The sequence below is a fragment of the Streptomyces sp. MNU76 genome (genome assembly GCF_020982545.1).
GTDB lineage: Bacteria > Actinomycetota > Actinomycetes > Streptomycetales > Streptomycetaceae > Streptomyces.
Window position 1 is genome coordinate 82,221 of sequence record NZ_JAJKLK010000024.1, and the last position, 21,410, is coordinate 103,630.

Sequence of the window (21,410 nt, forward strand, 5' to 3'; positions counted from 1 at the left end):
GGGCCGAATGCACAGAGGGCGGTCAGTACAAGGTGGTGCGTGAGGCAGAACCCGGACTTCGCGCTGCTCGACGGACCCCTCGCTGAGTACCTCCGGGTCAGCGTCTCGGAGTGAACGTCCAGGTCGTTACAGACCGGTGGCGCTGTGAGGACCGCCTGGATCTCCTCGGGTGGAGGCGCGCAACGTTTCCTCCTACTCGGTGGACTTCTTCTCGGGCGGTGGCATGCGGTGGACGGCTCCTTCCACAAGTCATTGTCCATGGCCGAGGTTTGAAGTGCCTCGCGAGCGTTGTACCGTACCGGCGACCTACTGTTTTTCTCAGTGTCCTGAACCGGGGGCGGGGCGAAGGTGTCGACTATCGGTCTGGCCGCAGCCATCGTACGCGGCGACGAGATGACGGTGTGGATCAAGTCGGAGGGCATGGTGCCGGGCCGGCCCTCCGCACAGCACCTGCACGGCTCGACCGAGGGACACGACTTCGTCTGCCGGACGGCAGCGCGGACACCAACAAGGACGGAATCCTCGACAACACCGAGGCGACCGTCCACTACGGCGACATCAACATCGCCCTCACCGTCTCCGGCGACACCGACACGGCGACCAGCGGCCTGGCGGTGGACCGGATGCAAGATATCGTCGCCGACGCCCCCCGAGCGAGGCCATCGTCTCCTCGCCCGTCTTCGCCTCGTAGGTGATGTCCCGAGCGGTCACGGCCGCCATCCGGCTGGCCCTGCTCGTCGGCTTGGTGATGACCCTGGCGGCCTTTCTCGGACTGGTCGCGTTTTTCTGGCCGTTCGTCGTCGCGCCGGGCATCTGCGGCTCGAACTACGCGCCCCCACTGATCCTCGGCGTCCTCCTGCTGCTTGACCTAAGCGTGGTGCTGTCAGTGCCCTCTCCGCTGTGAACGCGGCCCTGCGTCCCCTCGGGGCGGGAACCGCACATCGGCGTGCCCATCGCTCGCAAAGGCGTGGTGACCGTGGCGTGCTGACTCGGGACTCTTCGCCGACGGTCACGTTTCGTTACTTCGCCCACTCCATTCCGGAGGCCGGAAGGAAGCGGGCGAGATTCGGACGGCATCATTGGGATGGCCACCGCATCGCGGCGGTGAGAAGGGGCTTCGCTCCAGCCGCTCGTCGACGGAAGTGCGCTTGCTGGCGATCCGCGACTTGCTCTTCGGACTTACCAGGAGGTACTGCGGATACCTCACATAGCAGTAGCTGGCTGAGTCACACCTATTTATGGTCACGTTTGACCGAAACTGATCGCTGTATGGGAAATGTGCATCGGGTGGCGTTCAGGTGGCAGGATGCACACCCAGGGCCTAAGGGGGCATGGGTGACCTCGTCCGCTCGGCTGGGCGGGAGTGAGGGTCGCGTGTGAACCCGCGTAGGTATGGGTGTGCGGCAGGGAGTTGGGATGTCTCAAACCGGAACGAGCGCTGCCATTCCGGGCCAGCGGGGCGGCTTAAGTGAGTTGTGTATCCGCAAAACTCCGACGCCACCCCGCCTTACCAAGGCTATAGTCAAGAATTTCAGGTTGCTGCGTGAGACCGAGCTGTCTTTCGCTGACGATGTGACACTGTGTGTCGGTCGAAACAACACGGGAAAGACCTCGCTGGCAAAACTGTTCAAGCTTTTCCTTGCGAAGAAAGACACGGCGCTTCGCCTTGAGGACTTCTCTGCGGAGTGCTACGCCGAGTTCCTGGATGCGCATCGCTTCTACGCTGCAGGTGAGAAGAATCAGGCGCGCGGCCGGGTCCCGTATGTCGCCCTGACTCTCCATATCGCTTACGACGCCGACTGCGGACAGTACGGCCCTCTGGCCCCCTTTATTGTGGACCTCGATCCCGACTGCACCGAAGTCGTGTTCAGGTTCGCCTATGCGCTCAAGGGCAACGCCTTGGACGCCTTCCTCGGCGACCTGGTCGGCAGTGCGGACACTCTGCCTCTGGAGCGGCTTGCCAGGCGCCTTCCGGCTCACTTCGGGCTGTCTGTGACGGCGGTTGACCCCACTGACGAATCAAACGTTCGCGCGGTCGACCTGGCGGACGTCAAGAAGCTGATAAGGATGGACTTCCTCGATGCGCAGCGGGGACTGGACGACGAAGACCGGGAGGCCGCCCAGCCCATCGGAGCGATCTTCGAGCAGCTCTTCACCTCGGCGAAGGGCAGCAAGCGTGTGGAGTGGCTCGATGAACTCGCCACGCGCATCGACGGGATGCTCGCGAACACCTCCAGCGGTCTCGACGTCAGCCTGCAGGAGATCCGTACCCAGGTGGCGCCTGCATTGGCGGCGTTCGGATATCCCGGACTGGGGAACCAGGAATTCGAAACCGCTGCCCGCCTGGATTCCCGGAGACTTCTCAGGAACTTCGCACGTATCCACTACCCGGGAGCAGCCGGCGTGCGGTTTCCGGAGTCCTACAGCGGCCTCGGGACGCGCAATCTGGTGATGATGCTCCTCAAGCTCTTCACCTACTATCGCGAGCACACCGCCAAGTCCCACGAAATGGGCATTCATCTGGTCTTCCTGGAGGAGCCGGAGGCTCACCTGCATCCGCAGATGCAGGAGGTGTTCATCCGGCAACTCCTTCAATTCCCCTCGCTTTTCCCGCGGCTCGACGCTCAGATGCGCGCGAACAGACCTCAATCGGTCGGCATGCAGGAGGTGGCCGGTTCCGGAGGTGAGAATGTCCTTCCATGGAATGCCCAGTTCGTCGTCACCACTCACTCGGCGCATGTAGCCAACCGGACGCCCTTCTCGAATATCCGGTACTTCCGCAAGGAGGAGGAGGCTGCCGAGCCCGGATCCGAGCCGAGGCCGGCCCGTACGGCCATCAAAGATCTTTCCGTGGTTTCGAGTGACGAGAGGTTCCTGCTGAAGTACCTGACCCTGACCCGGGCCGACCTCTACTTCGCGGACAAGGCGGTTCTTGTCGAGGGCGCCAGCGAACGTGTCTTCGTCCCAGCCGCAGAAGAGAAACTCGCAGCGCGAAACCCTGACACGGCTGTCTCTCCTCAGTATGTGACGTTGATGGAGGTAGGCGGCGCGTACGCCCACAAGTTCTATCCCCTGCTGAGAATCCTGGGCATCCCGTCCCTGATCATCACCGATCTCGATCCCGTCGACACAAGCGCTGACAAGACCCGCAAGTGCACCGTGTCGGAAGGAGGACACACGTCCAACCAGTCCATCCGGGCGTGGTTCGTCGAGACGGGCGAGACCAAAGTGGCCGAACTGCTGAGACTCGCCGAGGCGGACCCGCCGACGACCGCGAACCTCTGTCTCGCCTACCAGGTGCCCGAGCGGCCCGGAGATCCCTGCGGCCGTACCTTCGAGGACGCCTTCGTATTGGCCAACCCGACGCTCTATGGTCTCTCCCGGCGCAGCGCCACGAACGCGAGACTGGAGAAGAGAGCCCGCGACAAGGTGGACGGCAAGGGCAGCAAGGTCGACTTCGCCCTCAAGCATGTCCTTGGCGAAGACGACTGGGAGGTGCCGAAGTACATCAGGCGCGGTCTGGAATGGCTCATGGCACAGGACGGGGCAGCGACAAAGACGGACGACAAGTGATGACGACCCATCCGGATGTGTCGGCACAGGGCGAGCACGTCGTCACCCTGGCCGAGTCGGAAGCGCGGGCCGCGCGGGAGGCGATCCTGACCTCGTTGAGGGAGGGTAGCCACTTCAAGCTGGAGGCCGGTGCCGGTGCGGGCAAGACCAGCTCGCTGATCGAGGCGCTGCAGAGCATCCTCGCTGACCGCGACCGCTACCTCCCGCGACAGGGCCAGCGCGTCGCCTGCGTCACCTACACCAATGTGGCCCGCGACGAGATCCTCAGTCGCACCGAGAACAACCCGTCCGTCTTCGCCGACACCATCCACGGCTTCGTGTGGCAACTACTCTCGCCCTTCCCCAAGTACCTGCTGCGCTACGTCGTCGAGCTTGAGGCCATGGAGTCCAGGTTGGATGGGCGAACATCACTGGACGGCTACACGGTCGACTACAACACCGGCTACCGGAAGGTGGACCACGACACACGCCATGTGCAACTGGGACATGACGACCTTCCAGCCCTGGCGTGCAAGTTCTTCGCCCTCCCCAAGTTTCGTGCCCTTGCCGCCGACCGGTTCCCCATCGTGTTCGTCGACGAGTACCAGGACACCCCCGCCGGACTGGTGGAGGCGATGCTGGGCGCACCGGATGAGGTGGCACCTCTCCGTGGTCCGCTCTGTGGGTTCTTCGGTGACCACTGGCAGCAGATCTACGACAAGGTGTGCGGGACCATCGACGATCCGCGCGTGAAACCGATCGTCAGGCGGCGTAACCGCCGGTCGCAGCGCGCTGTGGTGGATCTCCTGAACGTGATGCGTCCGGAACTGGAGCAGACCACGAACCCAGGAGTGGGTGAGGGAAGCATCACCATTTACCACACCAACAACTGGGCCGGCACGAGGCTCACCCATCATCGGAAGGGGCAGATTGGCTGGGATGCCGCGCATTCGGCCCGTAGCTGGGCCCTGGAAGACGCCCGACGGCGCCTGTGGAACACCGAGGCGCCCGATGGTTCGGACGGAGCGAAGGCGGCGGCGCGCAGTACGAAGATCCTCATGCTCACGCACGAGACGATCGCCGGCGAACTTGGCTATCAGCGACTCCACCAAGCCTTCCGGCGCAATGAGTCCTATGTGAAGAAGGAGGACCACGTCATGGCCTTCTTCCTGGACGTCCTGGAGCCCGCACTGCTTCATCACCGGAACAAGCGCTACGGCGCGATGTTCGACGTGCTCGGCCACCGCTCGCTTCTCACCTCACCCGCAGACAAACACGCCTGGGCAGCCCTCCTGAAAGAGCTGGAGAAGACCCGCGAGGATGGCACGGTCGGCGACGTCCTCGACCTCTGCCTGAGGCAACAACTGTTTGATGGACTAGGGAAGGTCCGCGAACGTCACCGCAAGTCCGTTTCACCGGCTGACAGTGGGGCGCAGACCGAAAGCGATGCCAAGGCCAAGGCGCGAGCAGAAGAGTACGACGCCCTGCGGGCTGTTCCGTACGCCCAACTGCTCGCTCTGCATGACCACTTGGGCGGTGGCACACACTTCGCGACGCAGCACGGAGTCAAAGGGCAGGAGTTCGACAGAGTGCTCGCCGTCATCAGCAAGGGCCACACTCACTTCCAGATCCCCGAGATGCTGGCGAACTTCTCCCGGCGTCAGGAACTGCAGGGGAAGGAGCGGGAAGCCTTCGTGAGGGCACGAAACCTCTTCTACGTGGCATGTTCGCGGGCCAAAGAGCACCTGGCCCTTCTCTTCACCACGAAGCTCGAACCTGCCGCGCTCGACACCCTTCAGGGGTGGGTGGGTGCCTCGCGGATCATCTCCCTGCGGTTTGATGGGGACTCTGTGACAAGCGGCGAGCGGGAAGCGAACGGCACTGTCTCGCTAAGTCGTGTTGCAGAACGCCGCTGGTAGGCAGCCTGAGCTGGCCTGTTGGGGTATATGGTCACGTGGCGAGGGCGAGATTGTGCATGCGGGCGACGGCCTGGACTGCGTGGTGGAGCCCGTCGCCGTGCTGCCGGCAGTCGCGGAGGATCTTGTAGTTCTTCATCCTGCCGATCACATGCTCCACGCGCGCACGCACCTTCCGGTGGGCGGCGTTGTCATCCTCCTCGCCCGGCAGCAGGGGCCGGTGAGGGCGTTTGCGGTGCGGCACGACCATCCCGCAATTGAGGTAGGCACCGTCGCCCAGGACGGTCACGCCCTGGCAGTGTTCACTCAGCCCGGAGGCCCGCCAGGCGTGCGCGTCCGCGGTGGTGCCCGGCACCGGGTGGGCGGCGGCGATCACAAGCCGGGTGTCGGCATCGACGATGACCTGCACGTTCGCCGAGAACCGGTAGTTGCGTGACGTCGAGCCGACGTTCCGGTCGCGGACGGGGACCAGCGTGCCGTCCACGATCCACAACTGGTCCGCCGCATCGGCCGTATGGGAAACGGGCTCAACCGCCAGCAGCGGACCGAGCCGCTGGATGACCCGGCACACCGTGGAAGAAGAGACGCCGAACAACGGGCCCAGTTGCCGCATCGTCAGGTTCGTCCGGCAGTACACCGCGACCATGAGCACCCGTTCGGCCAACGGCAGCGACCACGGCCGACCCCGCAGCGTGCCGTTGCCACCCCGCTCTCGCACCACCTTCAACAAACCCGAGAACTGCGTCACCCGCTCTCGGCGACGCCTGAATTCAGCCGCCGCCGACACCCGCAGCCCCGTGAACGTCTCCACCCACACCCGCTCAGCCCTCAATATCCCGGCCATACAAGGGAGATGACCAGTTCACAGCCTTGTACAACACCCTTTAGGTAAAGGTCGGGCTGGGGACCAGATCTGGGGACCAGTGGTAGTTGCATGCAAGTGGGCCAGCCGAACGGGAGACTCGGCGATGCTGTTTGAGCGGTCACGAGCAGCGCTGTGGCCAGTGCTGGGTGCAGATCATGGTGGTGAAGAACTGTGGATCTGCTGCGGAAAGGCTGTGTCGGTGCGTCTGATCGGCGGATTGGAACGGTCGCAAGGCCAAGGCGTTGCCCATCGAAGCAATTGACAGGCGCAATTCGTACGGCCGGGCCGACGTCATTGCCGCGGTCACAGCGCATCTCGCTGCGGCGGCCCTGAGTGCGAAATCGCGGACCGAAAGTCCTCCCTGGCCCACGTCCCTCGGTGAGGGGTGAAGGGAGCGGATCAGACCAGCCTCAGCCCGGGTGCGGTCTTGGGGACCAGTTGGGGACCACACGGTGTGCGCAGTCCCGAACGGCAGGGCCCTACACGCACAACACGCGCCTCAATAAAGTCTGTTATATCCAGAAAATACCCTCGACTCTCACTCCTGGGGGTCAAGGGGTCGCAGGTTCAAATCCTGTCGTCCCGACTGGAGACAGTCGCAGGTCAGGGCCGGTTTCGGAGAGATCCGAAACCGGCCCTCGATCGTCAAGCGGCGAGGTCACCGGAGTGGCCCGGAATTCGGCAACTCGACTCCATGGAACCCGGATCAACGCCGTCGGCGAGGCCGAGACCGGTGCGGAGAATCTCCTGCCACGCCGCTCCCAGCCTGGCCGCGCCGCAGCCGGACGAGAACGCCCGGGCCGCGCCGCGCGCCTGCGGCATGTCGTCGATCGGTACTTCGTCTTCTGTCACGCTCGCCGTTCCCCTCGTCCGTGTGCGCGGAAGGCGGCGCCGCGGGCGGCCCCGTGCGGACGGGGTGGGCTCACCCTGCCGCGGCACCGGACCAGGTCTCGACCTCGTCGCTCGGGGGCACGGCGGGGGCGGAGTGGCCGTTGCCGTTCGCGGACGCGCGCCGTTTGTGGGCGGAGGAGGGGGCGGAGGACGGCGCGTCCCGCACGTCCAGGTCCTCGGCCATGTCCATCCCGCCGACCATGCCGTCGCCGGTGTCGTGGACCGTCTCCTGGCGGCGCTCCCCGGCCTCCCGCAGCAGCCGGGCGCGGGTCTTGATGAACTTGGCGTTCATCTCGTCCACCGGGATGAACTTGTTGACGCCGCCGCCGCTGATCCGGGGCTCCTGCTTCGCCATGATCTTGAAGTCCTGCGGGTCCTGGACGAACTTCTCCAGGTACACCTGGAGCGTGGACATCAGGCGCCGCAGCGACGGCAGTCGCAGGATCGGCTTCAGCTGCGGGAACTCGTAGACGCGGAAGATGTGCTGGGTGTGTTCCTCGTCCACCGGCATGAACCAGGACGTCGTCTCGAACGCCTCGGTCTGCACGTGCACCATGCAGGGGAACGAGAACGTGATGACGTAGTGGATGCTCTTGCTCGGGTCGTCCTCCTGGCCGTGGTCGAACGAGTAGCGGAACGTCATTCCGTCGTCGTCCGTCTCCACATGATGGTTGTGGATCATGGTCGCCTTGAGGAAGTTCTGCTTTCCGTCCAGGCCGAACTTGCGCAGCGTCCCGTACAGGAAGTTGAAGTCCAGGTAGTTCAGCCAGTGATCCCGGTGCACATAGGTCACGTGGTAGAACTCCTGGACGCTCTCGATGTACCGCGTGTAGTGGACCGGCTTCTCCCACGAGATCGTGGAGTAGAGGCCCTCGTGCTCCTTGATCTCGCGGGGCGCGATGATGTCCGGACGCTCGTCCGCCGGGCGGTCGTCGCCCCACCACATCCAGATCAGGCCATGACGCTCCTGTACCGGGTACGAACGGATCTTGAGCGACCCGGGTATACGGGCGTTCCTGCCCATCGCCGGGGTCAGCGTGCACGTGCCCTCGGCGTTGAACAGGAAGCCGTGGTACGGGCACTCGACCGCGTTGCCCTTCAGACGGCCGTCACCCAGGTTGGCCCCCTTGTGCGGGCACCGTGCGTCCTGGACGACGACGTTGCCGTCCATGTCCCGCCACAGCACCAGCTGCATGCCGAGGCGGCGCAGGCTCGTGGGCTTCTTCGTGTTGACATCCGTGGATATGGCGATCGGGTACCACAGGTCGGGGATCATCCGTCTCTCCTGTCTCGGGTGCGTTGTCTCCTGGTGCGGAACCGCCCTCAGGGGCCCGCGGGTTCGACGACCTCCACCGTTCCGGCGTCGCCGTCGACGGCGATGAGGTCGCCGGTGTGGATGATCTGAGTCGCGTGCTTGGTGTTGACCACCGACGGAACGTTGAACTCCCGCGCGACGATCGAGCTGTGCGAGAGCATCGAGCCGATGTCGGTGACGACACCGCCGGCGATGGCGAACAGCGGGGTCCAGGTCGCGTCCGTGAAGCCGGTCACGAGGATCTCCCCGGCCTCGAACTCGTCCGCCTGCCAGACCAGGTCCTCCACGATGCGGGCCCGGCCCACCACGCGTCCGGGGCTGGAGCCGAGGCCCTCCAGACGCGCACCGTCCGGCGCGCGCCGCACGGCCGTTGCGGGGTCGTGGTGGCCGATGAAGGTGAGCGGCGGTTCCGGGAGCCGCTTGTGGTACTCGTGCACGCGGCGTGCCTCCTCGATCCGGGTACGGGGGAAGGCCGCCGTCTCCGTGGCGTCACCGGCGAGGTAGCCGCGTACGTCCTCGAAGTCGAGGTACATGACCTCGTCCAGCGAGGTCAGCACGCCGGCCTCCACCAGTCGGCGCCCGACCTCGTAGACCACGCTCCGGACCAGCCAGATCGACGTGATCATGGACATCCGGGTCGCTTCGCGCAGTTCGCTCGTCCCCTCGTACAGGGAGATGACGCCCTCCAGCACCCTCCTCTTCAGGAACGGCAGGCGGTCCAGCACGTCGCGGGAGTCGTCGTGGTAGCCGCTGCTGCGCTGCATGAGGTCGTCGGCCGAGAAGCCGTCGGCGGCGTAGCGGCGGATCATCTGGAACAGGTACGAGGGGTCGTCCACCCAGCGCGGATGGGACAACTCCATCTCCTGGGGGCCACGGGTGCCGTTGGCGCGCAGGAAGGGCTCCATGTGCAGGTCCCAGTAGGCCCGGCCCTCCTCGTCCGCGCGCAGCGTGGCTTCCAGGGTGCCCAGCGGCTCCTGCTCGATGATCTTCAGGACCCGAGGCGACTCCTTGGCGGCCTGTGCGAGGGACCAGATCTCCTTGGCGCATCCGACGGTTCGCAGGTTCGACATGTCCGTCTTCACGCGGTTCTGGAGGTTGGCGCCCTCCGTGCCCAGCCAGAGCGAGCACAGCTCGGTCAGCACGCCGTAGAACCCGAACGCGTTGATGTAGTACGGCATGTAGCCCACGTGCATGTCATGGAAGTAGCCGAGCCGCCGGCTGAGTTCCATGTGCAGTTCGCGGCGTGTCATCCGGGTCAGGTCCAGGCCGCGGGCCCGGTCGAACTCGTACAGGCGGGAGGCGACCATCTCCTTGGACCGGGGCTGTGCCCGGGCCATCTCGGTGGCGGTGGTGCGCACCCAGAAGGCGAGCGACAGGAGGTCCTGCGTGCCGGACGGGAAACTGCCGAAGGGGTTCTCGTAGCCCGTGGTGTCGAGTTCCTCGCTCACGAAGCGGTTGGTGAAACGGCTCTGGTCGCGGGTGGGCAGCGCCTGCTGCATCACGTAGGCGCTGTAGGAGATGTTGAGGTAGACGTGCCCCTGGACGTAGCCCATGGGAAGATCCGGGTCACCGGTGGTGCGCACGCCGAGCGCGGCCGTGCAGTCCAGGTGGACGTGCTGCTGGTAGTACTTGGCGAAACTCACTCCCAGCGGTGTCATCAGGCCGACGAAGATCTCGCCGATGTCCATGCGCGACCACAGGGTGCCCTGCTCGATGTGGTCCGGCTGAGGCGTCACGTACGTGCCGGGCACGGCCCGATCCGCCTTCTTGCGGGTGGTGACGGGGCGGGCCTGGAACAGGTGGAAGGCGCCGTCGCGCATGCCCCACTCGATGTCCTGCTCGTGGCCGTAGTGCTCGCGCACCCGCAGGGCCAGGCGCGTCAGTTCGGCCAGCTGGTCATGGGTCAGGCAGGGTGCGTGGCGCGCGGTGCCCTCGACCTTGGTCACGCCGATACGGCCCGGGGCGATCGGGGCGCACTTGGTGACCTTGTGACGCACCCGCTCCTCGACGACCTCCAGGGTGCGGTCGTCCACGACGAAGTAGTCGCTGGAGACCCGGCCCGCGACGAGTCCTTCCCCGAGGCCGACACAGGCTTCGATCACGATCCGGTGCTCTCGCGCGCTGACCGGGTCGACCGTGAACAGGACGCCACTGACGTCGGTGTGCACCATCTCCTGCACCACCACCGCGATGGAGCCCGGCAGTTCTCCCTCCTCCCGGTAGGCGGCGGCCCGGTCGGACCACAGGGACGCCCAGCACTGCCGGACCGCGTCCAGGAGGTTCTCGTCGCCCGCCACGTCGAGGACCGTGTCGTGCTGGCCGGCGAAGGACTGGGCGGTGGAGTCCTCCTTCTGCGCGGAGGAGCGCACCGCCACCCGGGGCCGCCCCAGGGCGGCGTACGCGGCGAGCACGGCTTCGGCGATCGGGGCGGGCACCGGTGTGGCGAGGACCAGTTCGCGGGCGGTGCGGCTGTCCACGCCGGACAGCGCGCGGGACAGGCCCGTCTCCTCGACGAAGGCGTCGAACAGTTTCGTGGTGAGGCAGAAGGCCGGCGGCACCGGAAGGCCGGCGGCCGTCAGTTCGGCGAGCCGGGCCGCCTTGCCGCCGAGGACGTCGGGGGCGGCGGCGGGCTCGGAGCCGAGCAGCACGATGCGCTCGGACCAGAGCGCGGAATCCGTGTCGGGCGCGGATACGGTCATGGTGGGATCTCCTCGACGACGGTCAGGGCTGCACGGGACGGACGCTGGTGCCCACGAAGGCCCGGAACTGCTCGCCCGGGATGAGCCGGGCGGCCTCCACGTCGACGAAGCCGGCCTGCTCCATCTGCTCGACGAGTTCGTTCTCGACGGGAAGCGGGCCGCCGAAGTCGGCGTTGGCGAACCAGAGGTTCAGCACCTCCAGGCCGATGTTGCCGCCCTGGCAGCTCGTCGTGAGCAGCAGCTTGCCGTTCGGGGCGAGCAGCGAACGGACCCGGCGCAGTACCGCGGTCCGCTCGGCGACCGGGAAGTAGTAGATGTTGTTGTGCAGGGTCACGAGGTCGAACTGGGGCTCCAGTTCGAGGGTGCGCAGATCGGCCTGCCGGGTCTCCACACGGTCGGCGAGACCCCACTCGGCCATGTTCGCGGCAGCCTGGTCGGCGACGTCCTGCTGCAGGTCGACGGCGAGGGCGGACAGGCGCGGGTTGAGTCGCGCGGCGTGACGTACGTAGACGCCGCTGCCGCAGCCGACCTCCAGCAGCCGCACGGGCAGGGCACGGTCGAGGTTCCTGGAGACGGCCTCCTCCACGAAGGGCTGCACGACCCGGGTGGAGCGGGCGATGACGGCGCCGTCCTGGTCCCCGAGGCTGAAGCGCCGCCCGTCGCGCGGCATGACGGGGCCGTCGAGCAGCGCGGGCACGTGGAAGCGGGTGACCTCCTCCAGCATGGCGGCTGTCGCGTCGTTCCCGGGCCTGGCCAGGGCCCGGGCAAGGACGCTGCCGAGCCGGTAGCAGCCGTCGACCGTGGTGCTCAGGTCGCCGAGCCGGACTCCCAGGTCGAGCCAGGCCCGCAGGCGGTCCCTCTCCTGCGGCGGCACCCCCAGCCAGTCGGCGAGCGACACCACGTCGCAGGGGCGGTGGGCGAGTCGGGCGAGGACGCCGGAGCCGGCGGCGGAAGCGAGGAAGGAGACCCGGTAGACGGGCTCGACGACGCCCTTGGACAGGGCGAGCAGCAGCGGCAGCCGCGGATTGCCGAGCAGCCTGGCGACCGTGAGGATGTCGGTGAGCGGGTCCCCCACTCGTTTGTAGGCGTTCTTGGCGAGGCTCACTATGCCCATGCTGAGTTCCTTGACGGGGTGACGGGCCGCGCGGCGCAGCCGGGGCCGGAGGGGGTTCTGCCGAGCTCGGCCCGCACCTCGCGCAGCAGCACGGAGCGCGCGGGACCATTGAGGAAGAAGTGACCGCCCGGCAGGTGGCGGCGCAGGAACGATCCGGAGGTGTACGGGCGCCAGGCCTCCACGTCGGACTCCGGGGCCAGCCGGTCCTCGGCTCCGGAGAAGGCCGTCACCGGGCACGGCAGGGGAGGGCGCGGCTGCCAGCGGTAGCCGTCGCAGGCGCGCAGATCCGCGCGGAGCGTCGGCAGCCGCTGGTGGAAGTAGGCGCCGCCGACCGACGGTTCGGGTCCGAGGCCGCCGAGGTCCGCGACGAACCGGAACAGCTCGTCGTCGCTCAGGCCGTGGTCCGCGCGGTCCCCGTACAGGTGCGGCGCGCGGCTGCCGGAGACGAACAGGTGCCGGGGCCCGGCCGCGCCCCCGCGGCGCAACCCACAGGCCACCTCGTAGGCGAGCAGCGCTCCCATGCTGTGTCCGAACAGGGAGTAGTCGCAGGGCAGAAAGCGGTCCGCCACGGCTCCGGCGACGGCCTCGCTCAGCTGCCGCATCGAGGTGTACGGCTTTTCGCGCAGGCGCAGCCCGCGGCCCGGCAGCTGCACCGGCACCACCCGGCCCCGCCAGCCGAGGGCGGTGAGCTCCCGCTGCCAGCCGCGGTAGACCGACGCGGTGCCGCCCGCGTAGGACAGGCAGATCAGGTACGGCCCGTTGTCCGGACCCCGGTCGTGGGAAGCGGGCCCGGACGCTTCGGCGGTGTGGCCGGACCGGGAGCCGAAGGCGGGAAACCAGCCGGTCCCGCCCGCGTGCGCCTCAGCGGGCGACATGGCGGCGCCCTTCGTCCGAGTCGAGCCACCTGAGGGTGCGGCGCATGCCCTCCGCGAAGTCCACTTCGCTCTTGAAGCCGAAGTCCTCCTGAGCACGGCCGATTCCGTACGACTGGTCGCGGTCGAAGAGGTGGACGGCGTGCCGGGTCAGCACCGGCCTGGACGTGACGCCCAGCATGCCGTACAGCCGCTCCGAGACGACCGCGACCGCGGTGGCCAGCGGCGTCGGCAGACTCAGCTTCGGCTTGTCGGTGCCCAGCCCCTCGGCGAGCGCCTCGACGAACTCGCGCCAGGTGGTCCGCTCCGGATCGCGCAGGTTGTAGGCGCGGCCCACGGTCCGCTGAGACAGTGCCGCCGCGATCATCGCGTCGACCGCGTTGTCCACGTAGAGCAGACCGGCCGGGACCTCGCCCTTCCTGATGTAGATCATCTGGTTCTTCAGGAGCAGACCGGCGATCTCGATCACGAAGTCCTTGCTGGCGGGCCCGTAGATGGACACCGGCCGGACGATCGTCACCGGCACGCCGGTGGCTTCGGACGTCTCCAGGACAGCGCGTTCACCGAGGATCTTGCTGCGGTTGTACGGCAGTCCGATGTCGTGCGGGGGCTCGCTCTCGTCGCAGGGCTTTCTCGGGTAGCCGTACACGTCGGTGGTGCTGACGTGCAGCACGCGGGCCACGGATCCGGCGTGATGCGCGGCCTCCACGACATTTCGCGGGCCCTCGACATTGGCGCGGCGGAACTCCTCCCAGGGGCCCCAGTCCGCCGACATCCCGGCGCAGTTGTAGACGTGGGTGACGCCGGCGGTGGCCCGGCGCAGACTGTCGGCGTCCTCCAGGGAGCCGGTGACGACGTCGTCGACCGTCTCGGCGAAGGGCGAGCGGTCGCTGCCGGAGCGGGCGAGGACCCGGACCCGGTGCCCACGCTCGGCCAGCCTGCGGGCGAGATGACGGCCGAGGAAGCCGCCGGCTCCGGTGACCAGCACGTCGGGCGTGTGGCCGGAAGCGGGTGCCTCGGGGGCGGTGGCGGACTCGTTGCTGTTCGAGGTCATGGATCACACCAGAAGGTCGAGGGAGAGTTCGAGGTCGGCTTCGCTGTGCTCGGCGTTCACGAAGAAACGCAGCCGGGACCGGTCGCGGGGCACGGCCGGGTAGCCGATGGGCATCACGTTCACGCCTTTGCCCAGGAGGGTGTTGGACAGCGCGATGGTCCGCTCCCAGTCCCCGGTGATCACGGGGATGACCGCGGAGGCCCGCGAGACCCCGATGTCCAGGCCGCGGGCGCGGGCCTCGGTGCGGAAGAACTCGGCGAGCTCCCGGACCCGCGCCACCCGCTCCGGCTCCTCGCGCAGCACCCGGATCGCCTCCAGCGCGGCCGCCGTGTTGGCCGGTGAGATACCGGTGCTGAAGATGTGCAGCGGCGCGGTGTACCTGAGGTAGTCGACGAGCGGGGCGCGGCCCGCGATGTACCCGCCGAGGCTGCCGATGGCCTTGCTGAGCGTGCCCATCCACAGCTCGACATCGGCGGGGTCGGTGTCCCAGTGCTCGCCGATGCCACGGCCGGTGCGGCCGAGCACACCGAGCGAGTGCGCCTCGTCGATCATCAGCAGCGCCCGGTGACGCCGCTTCACCTCGATGAAGCGCGGCAGGTCGGGGATGTCACCGTCCTGGCTGTAGGCGCCCTCGATGACGACGAGCGCCCGGCGGTACTCGCTGCGCGCCGTGGACAGGATCCGGTCGAGCGCCTCCCAGTCGTTGTGCGGGAAGGGGCGGCGCCGCGCGCCGGACAGCATCGCACCGCGCACCGTGCTGTCGTGGATCCACTCGTCGTGCACGATCAGGTCCTCGGGGCCGAACAGATGGCCGACGGTGGCCACGTTCGTGGCATGGCCGCCGGCGAAGACGACCGCGTCCTCGGTGCCGAGGAACGAGGCGATCTCGGCCTGGAGCTCGTGGTGCAGCGGGGTCTCGCCGAACAGCAGCGGGGTCGCCGAACTGGAGGTGCCGTACCGGTCGATGGCCGCCCGCGCCGCCTCCCGCACCCGCGGGTGGTGGGAGAGACCCAGGTAGTTGAACGAGGCGAAGTTGACGACCTGCTCCCCGCCGACCTGCGCGACGGCGCCGTTGAAGCCCTCGTGGACGCGCCCGTAGGGATTCGCGGGCCCGCTGCCGACCTGCCGCAGGCGCCCCAGGTGCGCGGCGTACTCGGGCCACTCCTCGAACGCGCACTCCTGCCGCACCGGAACCGCCCGAGAGGGCTGCTCGCCCGTGGCCGGCGGCGCGGACCGCGGCTCCGGGGCGGAGGTGGCTCGCCCGGCGAGCAGGTCGGCCACGTCCTGCACCGTCGGGTCCTCGGGCAGCCCGTGCCGCAACCGCTCCGCCTCGTGGGGGAACCGGGCGGCGATCCGTCGCTGGAGGTCGGTCCGCATCAGCGAGTCCAGACCCAGATCCGCGCCGAGCCGCGCGTACGGCGCCACCCGGTGCGTGGGGAACCCGCAGACCAGCGCGGTGCATTCGCGTACGTAGGGCAGGAAGTCCGCACCCGGTGCGGCGCCGGCGTCGGGGGACGACGACGGCGCGCCGTGGACGCCCGGTACGGGATACGCACCGGGCACCGCGCCCGGTGGACCGGCGGCCGGGTGGGGAGGGGCGGCAGCGGCGGCCCGCCGGCGTACGGGACGAGCACGTACGGTGCGGGGGCGTACGGCATACCGGCCGTCGCGTACGGCATACCGGCCGTCGCGTACGGGACGCCGCCCCACAGGGGTAGGGCATGCCGGGCCCGGACCAGGGCACGACGGGTATCGGGTGGGGCGTGCCTACCATCGGGTGGGCGTGCCGGGAAGCGGGTGCGCGACATCGGGGAACCGGACGCGGCTGCCGTGGTCGGTGCGGCGCCGGGACGGGCCGTCGTGTGCGCGCCGGGCGGTAGGGCCGCGGGTCCGCGGCGGACAGGGTGGGTCGGCCGTCCTCCGGCGCGGCCTCCGGACGGAACCAGTACCGCTCGCGCTCCAGGGGGAGGTGCGGAAGCGGGACCCGCGCGGTCGGCGCGTCCCGGTCGAGGCCGGACCAGTCGGCCTCGCCGCCCGCGCAGTGCAGGCGGCCGAGCGACCGCAGGAACGTCTGCCAGCCGCCGCCCTGCCGGTTCAGCGAGGGCAGCAACAGCGGTCTGCCGGTCTCCTGGTCGGCGCCGCCCTGGGAGGCGACGATGCTCCGGCACAGGTTGATCAGCGTCGGGTGCGGGCCGATCTCGACGAAGGAGTCGCAGCCCATCCGCCGGAGCTCGGTGAAGCCCTCCAGGAACAGCACCGGGGAGAGCATGTGCTGTGCCCAGTGGCCTGCGTCGATGCGCTGCGCCTGTCGGCCCGTGAGGTCGGAGATCCAGGGGATGCTCGGCGCGGCGAGGTCCAGCCTGCCCGCGGCCTCGGTCAGTGGTGCGGCGGCGCCGGTCATCAGCGGGGAGTGGAAGGCGTGGGACACGACCAGCGGCCGTACCGTGACACCGCGCTCCGCCAGCAGTCGGCGCACCTGGCCGATCTCCTCGGCGGCTCCTGAAAGGACGAGGTGGTCGGGGGTGTTGACGGCGGCCACCGCGACGGAGGCGAACTGCTCGGCCACCGCCCGGACGGCCTCCGGGTCACCGACACACGAGATCATCGCGCCGTCGCCCGGCTGTCCGGCCATGAGCCGGCCCCGCTCGGCGGCGAGGACCAGCGCGTCCTCGAAGGACAGCACCCCCGCCACGCAGGCCGCGCCCAGCGCGCCGACGCTGTGGCCGAGCACCGCGGCCGGGCGCACACCCACCTCGCTCCACAGCCCGGCCAGGGCGACCTCGAGGGCGACCAGAGCGGGCTGGCAGTTGCGCGTGCCGCGCAGGGCTTCCTCGTGCGCCGGGTCGAAGAGCAGGTCGAGCAGGGGGACTTCGAGATGGGGGCGGAGTGTCTCGGCGGCCCGGTCGAGGGTGGCGGCGAAGCCCTGGTGACCCTCGTACAGCTCCTTGCCCATGCCGGTGTGCTGGGTGCCCTGCCCGCTGAAGAGAAAGGCGGTGCGGGGCGCGGGCGCGGTGGCCGTGTGGCCGCGCAGCACCGCTGGGGTTGGTTCGTCCCGGATCAGTGCGTCGAGGGCCGTGTCGAGCTCGGTGGCCGAGGCGGTCGAGGAGGTCGCGGCGACCGTCAGGACCGCGCGGTGCGGCAGATGGGCGCGGCCGGTGTTCGCGGCGTGGCAGAGGTCCGCCACGGCGACGTCGGGGTGCGCGGCGAGGTGGGTGCGCCAGGAGCGGGCGAGCGCGGTCAGCGCGGTCGGAGTGTGGGCCGACAGGCACAGTGCGTGCACCGGCCGGGGATGCGTCACGGCGGGGCCTCCCGTGGGGGCGCGGGTGGGGTTTCGAGGATCACGTGGGCGTTGGCGCCGCCGAATCCGAAGGAGCTGACCGCGGCGCGGGCGGTGCCGCCGTCGGGCAGCGCGCGGCGCCGGGTGGGCACGGACAGTCCGGAACCCGCCCAGTCGAGGTGGCGGTTGGGCCGGTCGAGGTTCAGCAGGGCCGGGACCTGGCGGTCCCGCACGACCAGGGCCGCCTTGATCAGTCCGGCGACGCCCGCGGCCGCCTCCAGATGCCCGATGTTGGTCTTGACCGAGCCGATCAGACAGGGGGCGTCGGCGGGCCGCCCGCGACCGTACACACCCGCCAGGGCCTCCCACTCGACGGGATCGCCGAGCGAGGTGCCGGTGCCGTGCGCCTCGACGTAGTCGACCTGGTCGGCGCGGAGCCCGGCGCGGGCGAGCGCCTCGGTCATGACCCGTTCCTGCGCGGAACTCCTGGGCGCGGTCAGGCCGTTGCCGCGGCCGCCATGGCCGAGCGCGGAGCCCCGGATGACGGCATGGACGCGGTCGCCGTCGGCCAGCGCGGCGGTCAGCGGCTTGAGCAGGACGAGGCCGGTGCCCTCCCCGCGTACGTACCCGTCGGCGCCGTCGTCGAAGGTGCGGCAGCGGCCGCCGGGACTGAGCATGCCGCCGGAGGCGAACGCCACCGACAGAGCGGGGGTCAGCATCAGAGAGACACCGCCGGCCAGCGCGACGCCGCACTCGCCTTCCCGCAGAGCCCGGCAGGCCATGTGCACCGCCACCAGCGACGAGGAACAGGCCGTGTCCACGGCGAGGCTCGGGCCGTGCAGGTCGAAGACGTACGAGAGCCGGTTGGCGGCGATCGATTGGGCGTTGCCGGTCGCCGTGTACACATCGACGCTGTCGAGCCGCGGCAGCTGCAATTGCGCGTAGTCCTGGCTGCTGATCCCGACGAAGACCCCCGTGCGGCTGCCGGCCAGCCGCGTCGGCGGGATCGCCGCGTCCTCGAAGGTCTGCCAGGCGGTCTCCAGGAGCAGGCGCTGCTGCGGGTCCATCCGGTGGGCCTCGCGGGCGGAGATCCCGAACAGGGCGGCGTCGAACTCGTCGGCCCGGTCGAGGAACCCGCCGTGGCGCGGTGCGGCCACCTCGGCGCTGTCCCAGCGGCTGGGCGGCACCTCGCCCACGGCGTCCCGGCCGTCGAGCAGCAGCCGCCAGTAGCTGTCGACATCGGGTGCGCCCGGGAACCGGCAGCCCATGCCGACGACGGCGATGGGTTCGGCGGGGTCCGCGGCGGCGGTCGTGACCGTGGGGTCCGCGGCGGCGGTCGTGGCCGTGGCGAACACGGCGGGGGCGGGTTCCGACGGCGCGGGCCCGGTGCCGAAGCGGGCCGCCACCGCGCTGATGGTGGGGTGGTCGAAGACGGCGGCGGCGGGCAGCTCCCGGCCGAGCAGGCCACCGAGTTCGGCGCCGAGGGCCACCGCCTGCCGGGAGCCGAGGCCGAGCGAGACGAACGGGCGCGTGACGTCCACCGCGGTGACCGGAAGGCCCAGCCGGTCCGCGACCCGGGCGCGCAGCCAGCCCTCCAGCGCGGCCGCGGAATGGGCCGGGTCCGGTGCCTCGCCGAGAAGGACGTGCCGCTCGCGCGCGGAGGGCGCCGGCTCGATGCCGGGGCGGTCCGCCGCGCTGACGGAGGAGTGCCGCTCCGGTGCGCCGGCCCGAGCGTCGGCCTCCTCACCGAGACAGAGCTCGACCAGCCGGTCGGCGTACGGGCGTACGAGCAGTTCCCCGACGGGGATCCGGACGCCGAGCCGCGCCTCAAGGGTGCCTACGGTGTCGAGGAGCCGGGGGTAGTCGAGACCGAGGTCGGCCAGCGGCCGGACACTGTCCGCGTCGGCGGCGGTCAGTTGCCGTCCCGTGCTCTCGGTGAGGGCCAGGGCCACCGCTTCGGCCACCCGGGTACGGCGCCCGACGGGTGACAGACCGCTGAGGCCGAGCGGGTCCCTGGCCGCGGCCCCGGGGTCCAGGTCGGTCGTGGGCACCACACTCGCCGCCACGACCGGCAGCTCCAGCGAGAGCAGCGCGGCCCTGGCGCCCTGGCGTCGGATCTTGCCGCTGGTGGTCTTCGGTACGGCGGAGTGCCGGACCAGGGCGATGGTGTGCGGCGCGACCTCGTGCTCCTCGGCGAGGGCGGTGCGCAGCGCGGCCAGTACGGCACCGGGATCCTCGGCGCCGGGGCCGCCCAACTCCTGGACCAGGGCGAGCTGTTCGCCGTCCGGGGCCGGGACGCCGAAGGCCGCCCCGCTGCCGGGCCGCACGGCCTCGCCGGCACGTTCAGCGGTGAGTTCGACGTCGTGAGCGGCGAAGTTGCGCCCCTGCACCACCACGACGTCCTTGAGGCGGCCGGTCAGGTGCAGCCGGTTCGCCCGCAGGAAGCCGAGGTCACCGGTGCGCAGCCAGGGGGTGTCCCGCTCGCCCCTGATCCGCGCCTCGAACGTCTCTCGGCCGGCCTTTCGCTTCCCCCAGTAGCCCTGCGCCACGCTGGGGCCCGCGAGCCAGACCTCGCCGATCGTGTGCTCGTCGAGCCGCCGCTCGGTCCTGGGGTCGACGATGGCCACCTCGACACCGGGGACCGGGGAGCCGCAGTCCACGACCCGGCGGGCCCGCGCCGTGTCCGCCCCGGCCGACGCGACCGGTTCGGCCACGCCCGCCTCCAGGCCCGCCGCGCTGAACAGCCCCGCTTCGGGAGCCTCGTGCGGTCCGACCCCGGTGGCCATGAGAGTGCCCTCGGCGAGCCCGAAGCAGGGCATGAGCGCCGTGCGCGCGAAGCCGGCCGGGGCGAAGTAGGCGGCGAACCGGTCCAGGGTGTCCGCGCGCACCGGTTCGGCCCCGTTGAGCGCCAGGCGCCAGTTGCGCAGGTCCAGAGTGTCCCGCTGCTCGGGAGTGATCCTGCGCAGGCACTGCTCGTAGCCGAAGTTGGGGGCGGCGCTGAGGGTCGCGCCGGTGCGGGAAAGGGTGTCGAGCCACAGCAGGGGACGCTGCACGAAGGTCTTCGGGGCCATGAGGTGGGCGGGGAAACCGCCGTACATCGGATGCAGGATGGCACCGATGAGTCCCATGTCGTGGTACGGCGGCAGCCACGAGACCATCTGCGCGTCCGCACCGTGCTCCAGCCAGGTGTGCATCGCCCGCAGGTTGTGCATCAGGTTGGCGTGGGTGACCACGACGCCCTTGGGTGTCGAGGTCGAGCCGGAGGTGTACTGCAGGAAGGCCGCCGCCTCGGTCGTGGCGTCGGGTTCCCGCCAGCCGTCGGCGATGTCGGGCGCCAGCTCCTCACTCGCCGTCCACTCCAGCCCGGCGAGCCCCGCGACGCTCGGTTCGGCCTGGCCGGCACGGACCGTGTCGAGGACCGCGCGTGTGGTCAGGGCGTGACGGGCGCCCGAGTCGCGGACGACGGCGGCCAGCCGGGAGGCGGTGCGGCCGGCTCGGGTGCGGTCCGGCGGGTAGGCGGGCACGGCGAGGGCACCGGCGTACAGGCAGCCGAAGAACGCCGCGATGTAGTCGAGGCCCGGCGGGTGGAGCAGCAGCACGGGTCGGCCGGCGACCCCCTGGTCCTGCAGGTGTGCCCCGACGGTGCGTGCGCGTGCGTCGAGTTCACGGTAGGTCAGTGACGTGTCGGTGCCGGCGCTGTCGGTGAGGAAACGGTAGGCGAGCGCGTCGGGACGCGTCTCGGACCACTGCCTCAGCAGCGCGGCAACCGTCTGCGCGGCAATCGTCTGTGGGGCGCCGCCGCCCTGACGCGGGGTGCCGGTCGGAGCTGCTTTCACGATGTTCCCCTCTTCCGCC

Annotated in this window: 12 protein-coding genes and 2 pseudogenes; 4 read left to right on the forward strand and 10 right to left on the reverse strand. The window is 69.6% G+C overall.

What is annotated here, in order from left to right:
* The first annotated feature begins 401 nt into the window (after positions 1 to 401).
* The 4 genes and pseudogenes from E4N62_RS38875 (at position 402) to E4N62_RS38890 (ending at position 5,471) form a co-directional block, all read left to right on the forward strand.
* Entirely contained in the window at positions 402 to 695 is a 294-nt protein-coding gene (locus E4N62_RS38875) for a hypothetical protein (RefSeq protein WP_308186121.1), read from the forward strand.
* A pseudogene (locus E4N62_RS38880) lies at positions 695 to 939 on the forward strand (ECF transporter S component); the annotation flags it as partial. The gene E4N62_RS38875 and the pseudogene E4N62_RS38880, both read left to right, overlap by 1 nt.
* A 477-nt stretch (positions 940 to 1,416) precedes the next feature.
* Positions 1,417 to 3,573 (forward strand): ATP-dependent endonuclease, encoded by a 2,157-nt coding sequence (locus tag E4N62_RS38885; protein WP_268270311.1) that lies wholly within the window; start codon positions 1,417 to 1,419, stop codon positions 3,571 to 3,573.
* Entirely contained in the window at positions 3,573 to 5,471 is a 1,899-nt protein-coding gene (locus E4N62_RS38890; RefSeq protein ID WP_230222251.1) for a UvrD-helicase domain-containing protein, read from the forward strand. Before E4N62_RS38885 ends, E4N62_RS38890 begins: the two co-directional genes overlap by 1 nt.
* A 31-nt stretch (positions 5,472 to 5,502) precedes the next feature.
* Here E4N62_RS38890 and E4N62_RS38895 read toward each other — a convergent pair whose 3' ends face one another.
* The 10 genes and pseudogenes from E4N62_RS38895 to E4N62_RS38940 form a co-directional block, all read right to left on the reverse strand.
* The gene (locus tag E4N62_RS38895; protein WP_230222253.1) at positions 5,503 to 6,312 is read right to left on the reverse strand and encodes a transposase family protein; all 810 of its coding nucleotides are present in this window, start codon (positions 6,310 to 6,312) and stop codon (positions 5,503 to 5,505) included.
* A gap of 666 nt (positions 6,313 to 6,978) precedes the next feature.
* The gene (locus E4N62_RS38900; RefSeq protein WP_230222255.1) at positions 6,979 to 7,185 is read right to left on the reverse strand and encodes a hypothetical protein; all 207 of its coding nucleotides are present in this window, start codon (positions 7,183 to 7,185) and stop codon (positions 6,979 to 6,981) included.
* 70 nt (positions 7,186 to 7,255) lie between these two features.
* The gene (locus tag E4N62_RS38905; RefSeq protein WP_230222257.1) at positions 7,256 to 8,500 is read right to left on the reverse strand and encodes an aromatic ring-hydroxylating dioxygenase subunit alpha; all 1,245 of its coding nucleotides are present in this window, start codon (positions 8,498 to 8,500) and stop codon (positions 7,256 to 7,258) included.
* Between the two features lie 47 nt (positions 8,501 to 8,547).
* The gene (locus E4N62_RS38910; protein ID WP_230222259.1) at positions 8,548 to 11,238 is read right to left on the reverse strand and encodes a PEP/pyruvate-binding domain-containing protein; all 2,691 of its coding nucleotides are present in this window, start codon (positions 11,236 to 11,238) and stop codon (positions 8,548 to 8,550) included.
* A gap of 22 nt (positions 11,239 to 11,260) precedes the next feature.
* Positions 11,261 to 12,352, reverse strand: coding sequence for a cyclopropane-fatty-acyl-phospholipid synthase family protein (locus E4N62_RS38915; RefSeq protein ID WP_230222261.1), 1,092 nt, complete (start codon positions 12,350 to 12,352; stop codon positions 11,261 to 11,263).
* On the reverse strand, positions 12,343 to 13,227 hold the full coding sequence (locus E4N62_RS38920) for a thioesterase II family protein (RefSeq protein WP_230222263.1): 885 nt from the start codon (positions 13,225 to 13,227) through the stop codon (positions 12,343 to 12,345). Before E4N62_RS38920 ends, E4N62_RS38915 begins: the two co-directional genes overlap by 10 nt.
* Positions 13,214 to 14,278, reverse strand: coding sequence for an NAD(P)-dependent oxidoreductase (locus E4N62_RS38925; protein WP_230222265.1), 1,065 nt, complete (start codon positions 14,276 to 14,278; stop codon positions 13,214 to 13,216). The genes E4N62_RS38920 and E4N62_RS38925 overlap by 14 nt, the downstream gene beginning before the upstream one ends.
* A gap of 3 nt (positions 14,279 to 14,281) precedes the next feature.
* A complete protein-coding gene (locus E4N62_RS38930) occupies positions 14,282 to 15,841 on the reverse strand; it encodes an aminotransferase class I/II-fold pyridoxal phosphate-dependent enzyme (protein ID WP_230222267.1) in 1,560 nt (519 codons plus the stop codon).
* Positions 15,842 to 16,367: 526 nt separating this feature from the next.
* Positions 16,368 to 17,576 (reverse strand): annotated as a pseudogene (locus E4N62_RS38935) (acyltransferase domain-containing protein); the annotation flags it as partial.
* Positions 17,573 to 21,391: a beta-ketoacyl synthase N-terminal-like domain-containing protein gene (locus tag E4N62_RS38940; protein ID WP_230222269.1), complete on the reverse strand. Its 3,819-nt coding sequence runs from the start codon at positions 21,389 to 21,391 to the stop codon at positions 17,573 to 17,575. The gene E4N62_RS38940 and the pseudogene E4N62_RS38935, both read right to left, overlap by 4 nt.
* Positions 21,392 to 21,410: the final 19 nt, after the last annotated feature.

Bases quoted from the DNA above. Each gene is read 5' to 3' on its own strand.
- E4N62_RS38885 (WP_268270311.1), top strand. From the start codon at position 1,417: ATGTCTCAAACCGGAACGAGCGCTGCCATTCCGGGCCAGCGGGGCGGC.
- E4N62_RS38890 (WP_230222251.1), top strand. From the start codon at position 3,573: ATGACGACCCATCCGGATGTGTCGGCACAGGGCGAGCACGTCGTCACC.
- E4N62_RS38895 (WP_230222253.1), bottom strand. From the start codon at position 6,312: ATGGCCGGGATATTGAGGGCTGAGCGGGTGTGGGTGGAGACGTTCACG.
- E4N62_RS38905 (WP_230222257.1), bottom strand. From the start codon at position 8,500: ATGATCCCCGACCTGTGGTACCCGATCGCCATATCCACGGATGTCAAC.
- E4N62_RS38910 (WP_230222259.1), bottom strand. From the start codon at position 11,238: ATGACCGTATCCGCGCCCGACACGGATTCCGCGCTCTGGTCCGAGCGC.
- E4N62_RS38915 (WP_230222261.1), bottom strand. From the start codon at position 12,352: ATGGGCATAGTGAGCCTCGCCAAGAACGCCTACAAACGAGTGGGGGAC.
- E4N62_RS38920 (WP_230222263.1), bottom strand. From the start codon at position 13,227: ATGTCGCCCGCTGAGGCGCACGCGGGCGGGACCGGCTGGTTTCCCGCC.
- E4N62_RS38925 (WP_230222265.1), bottom strand. From the start codon at position 14,278: ATGACCTCGAACAGCAACGAGTCCGCCACCGCCCCCGAGGCACCCGCT.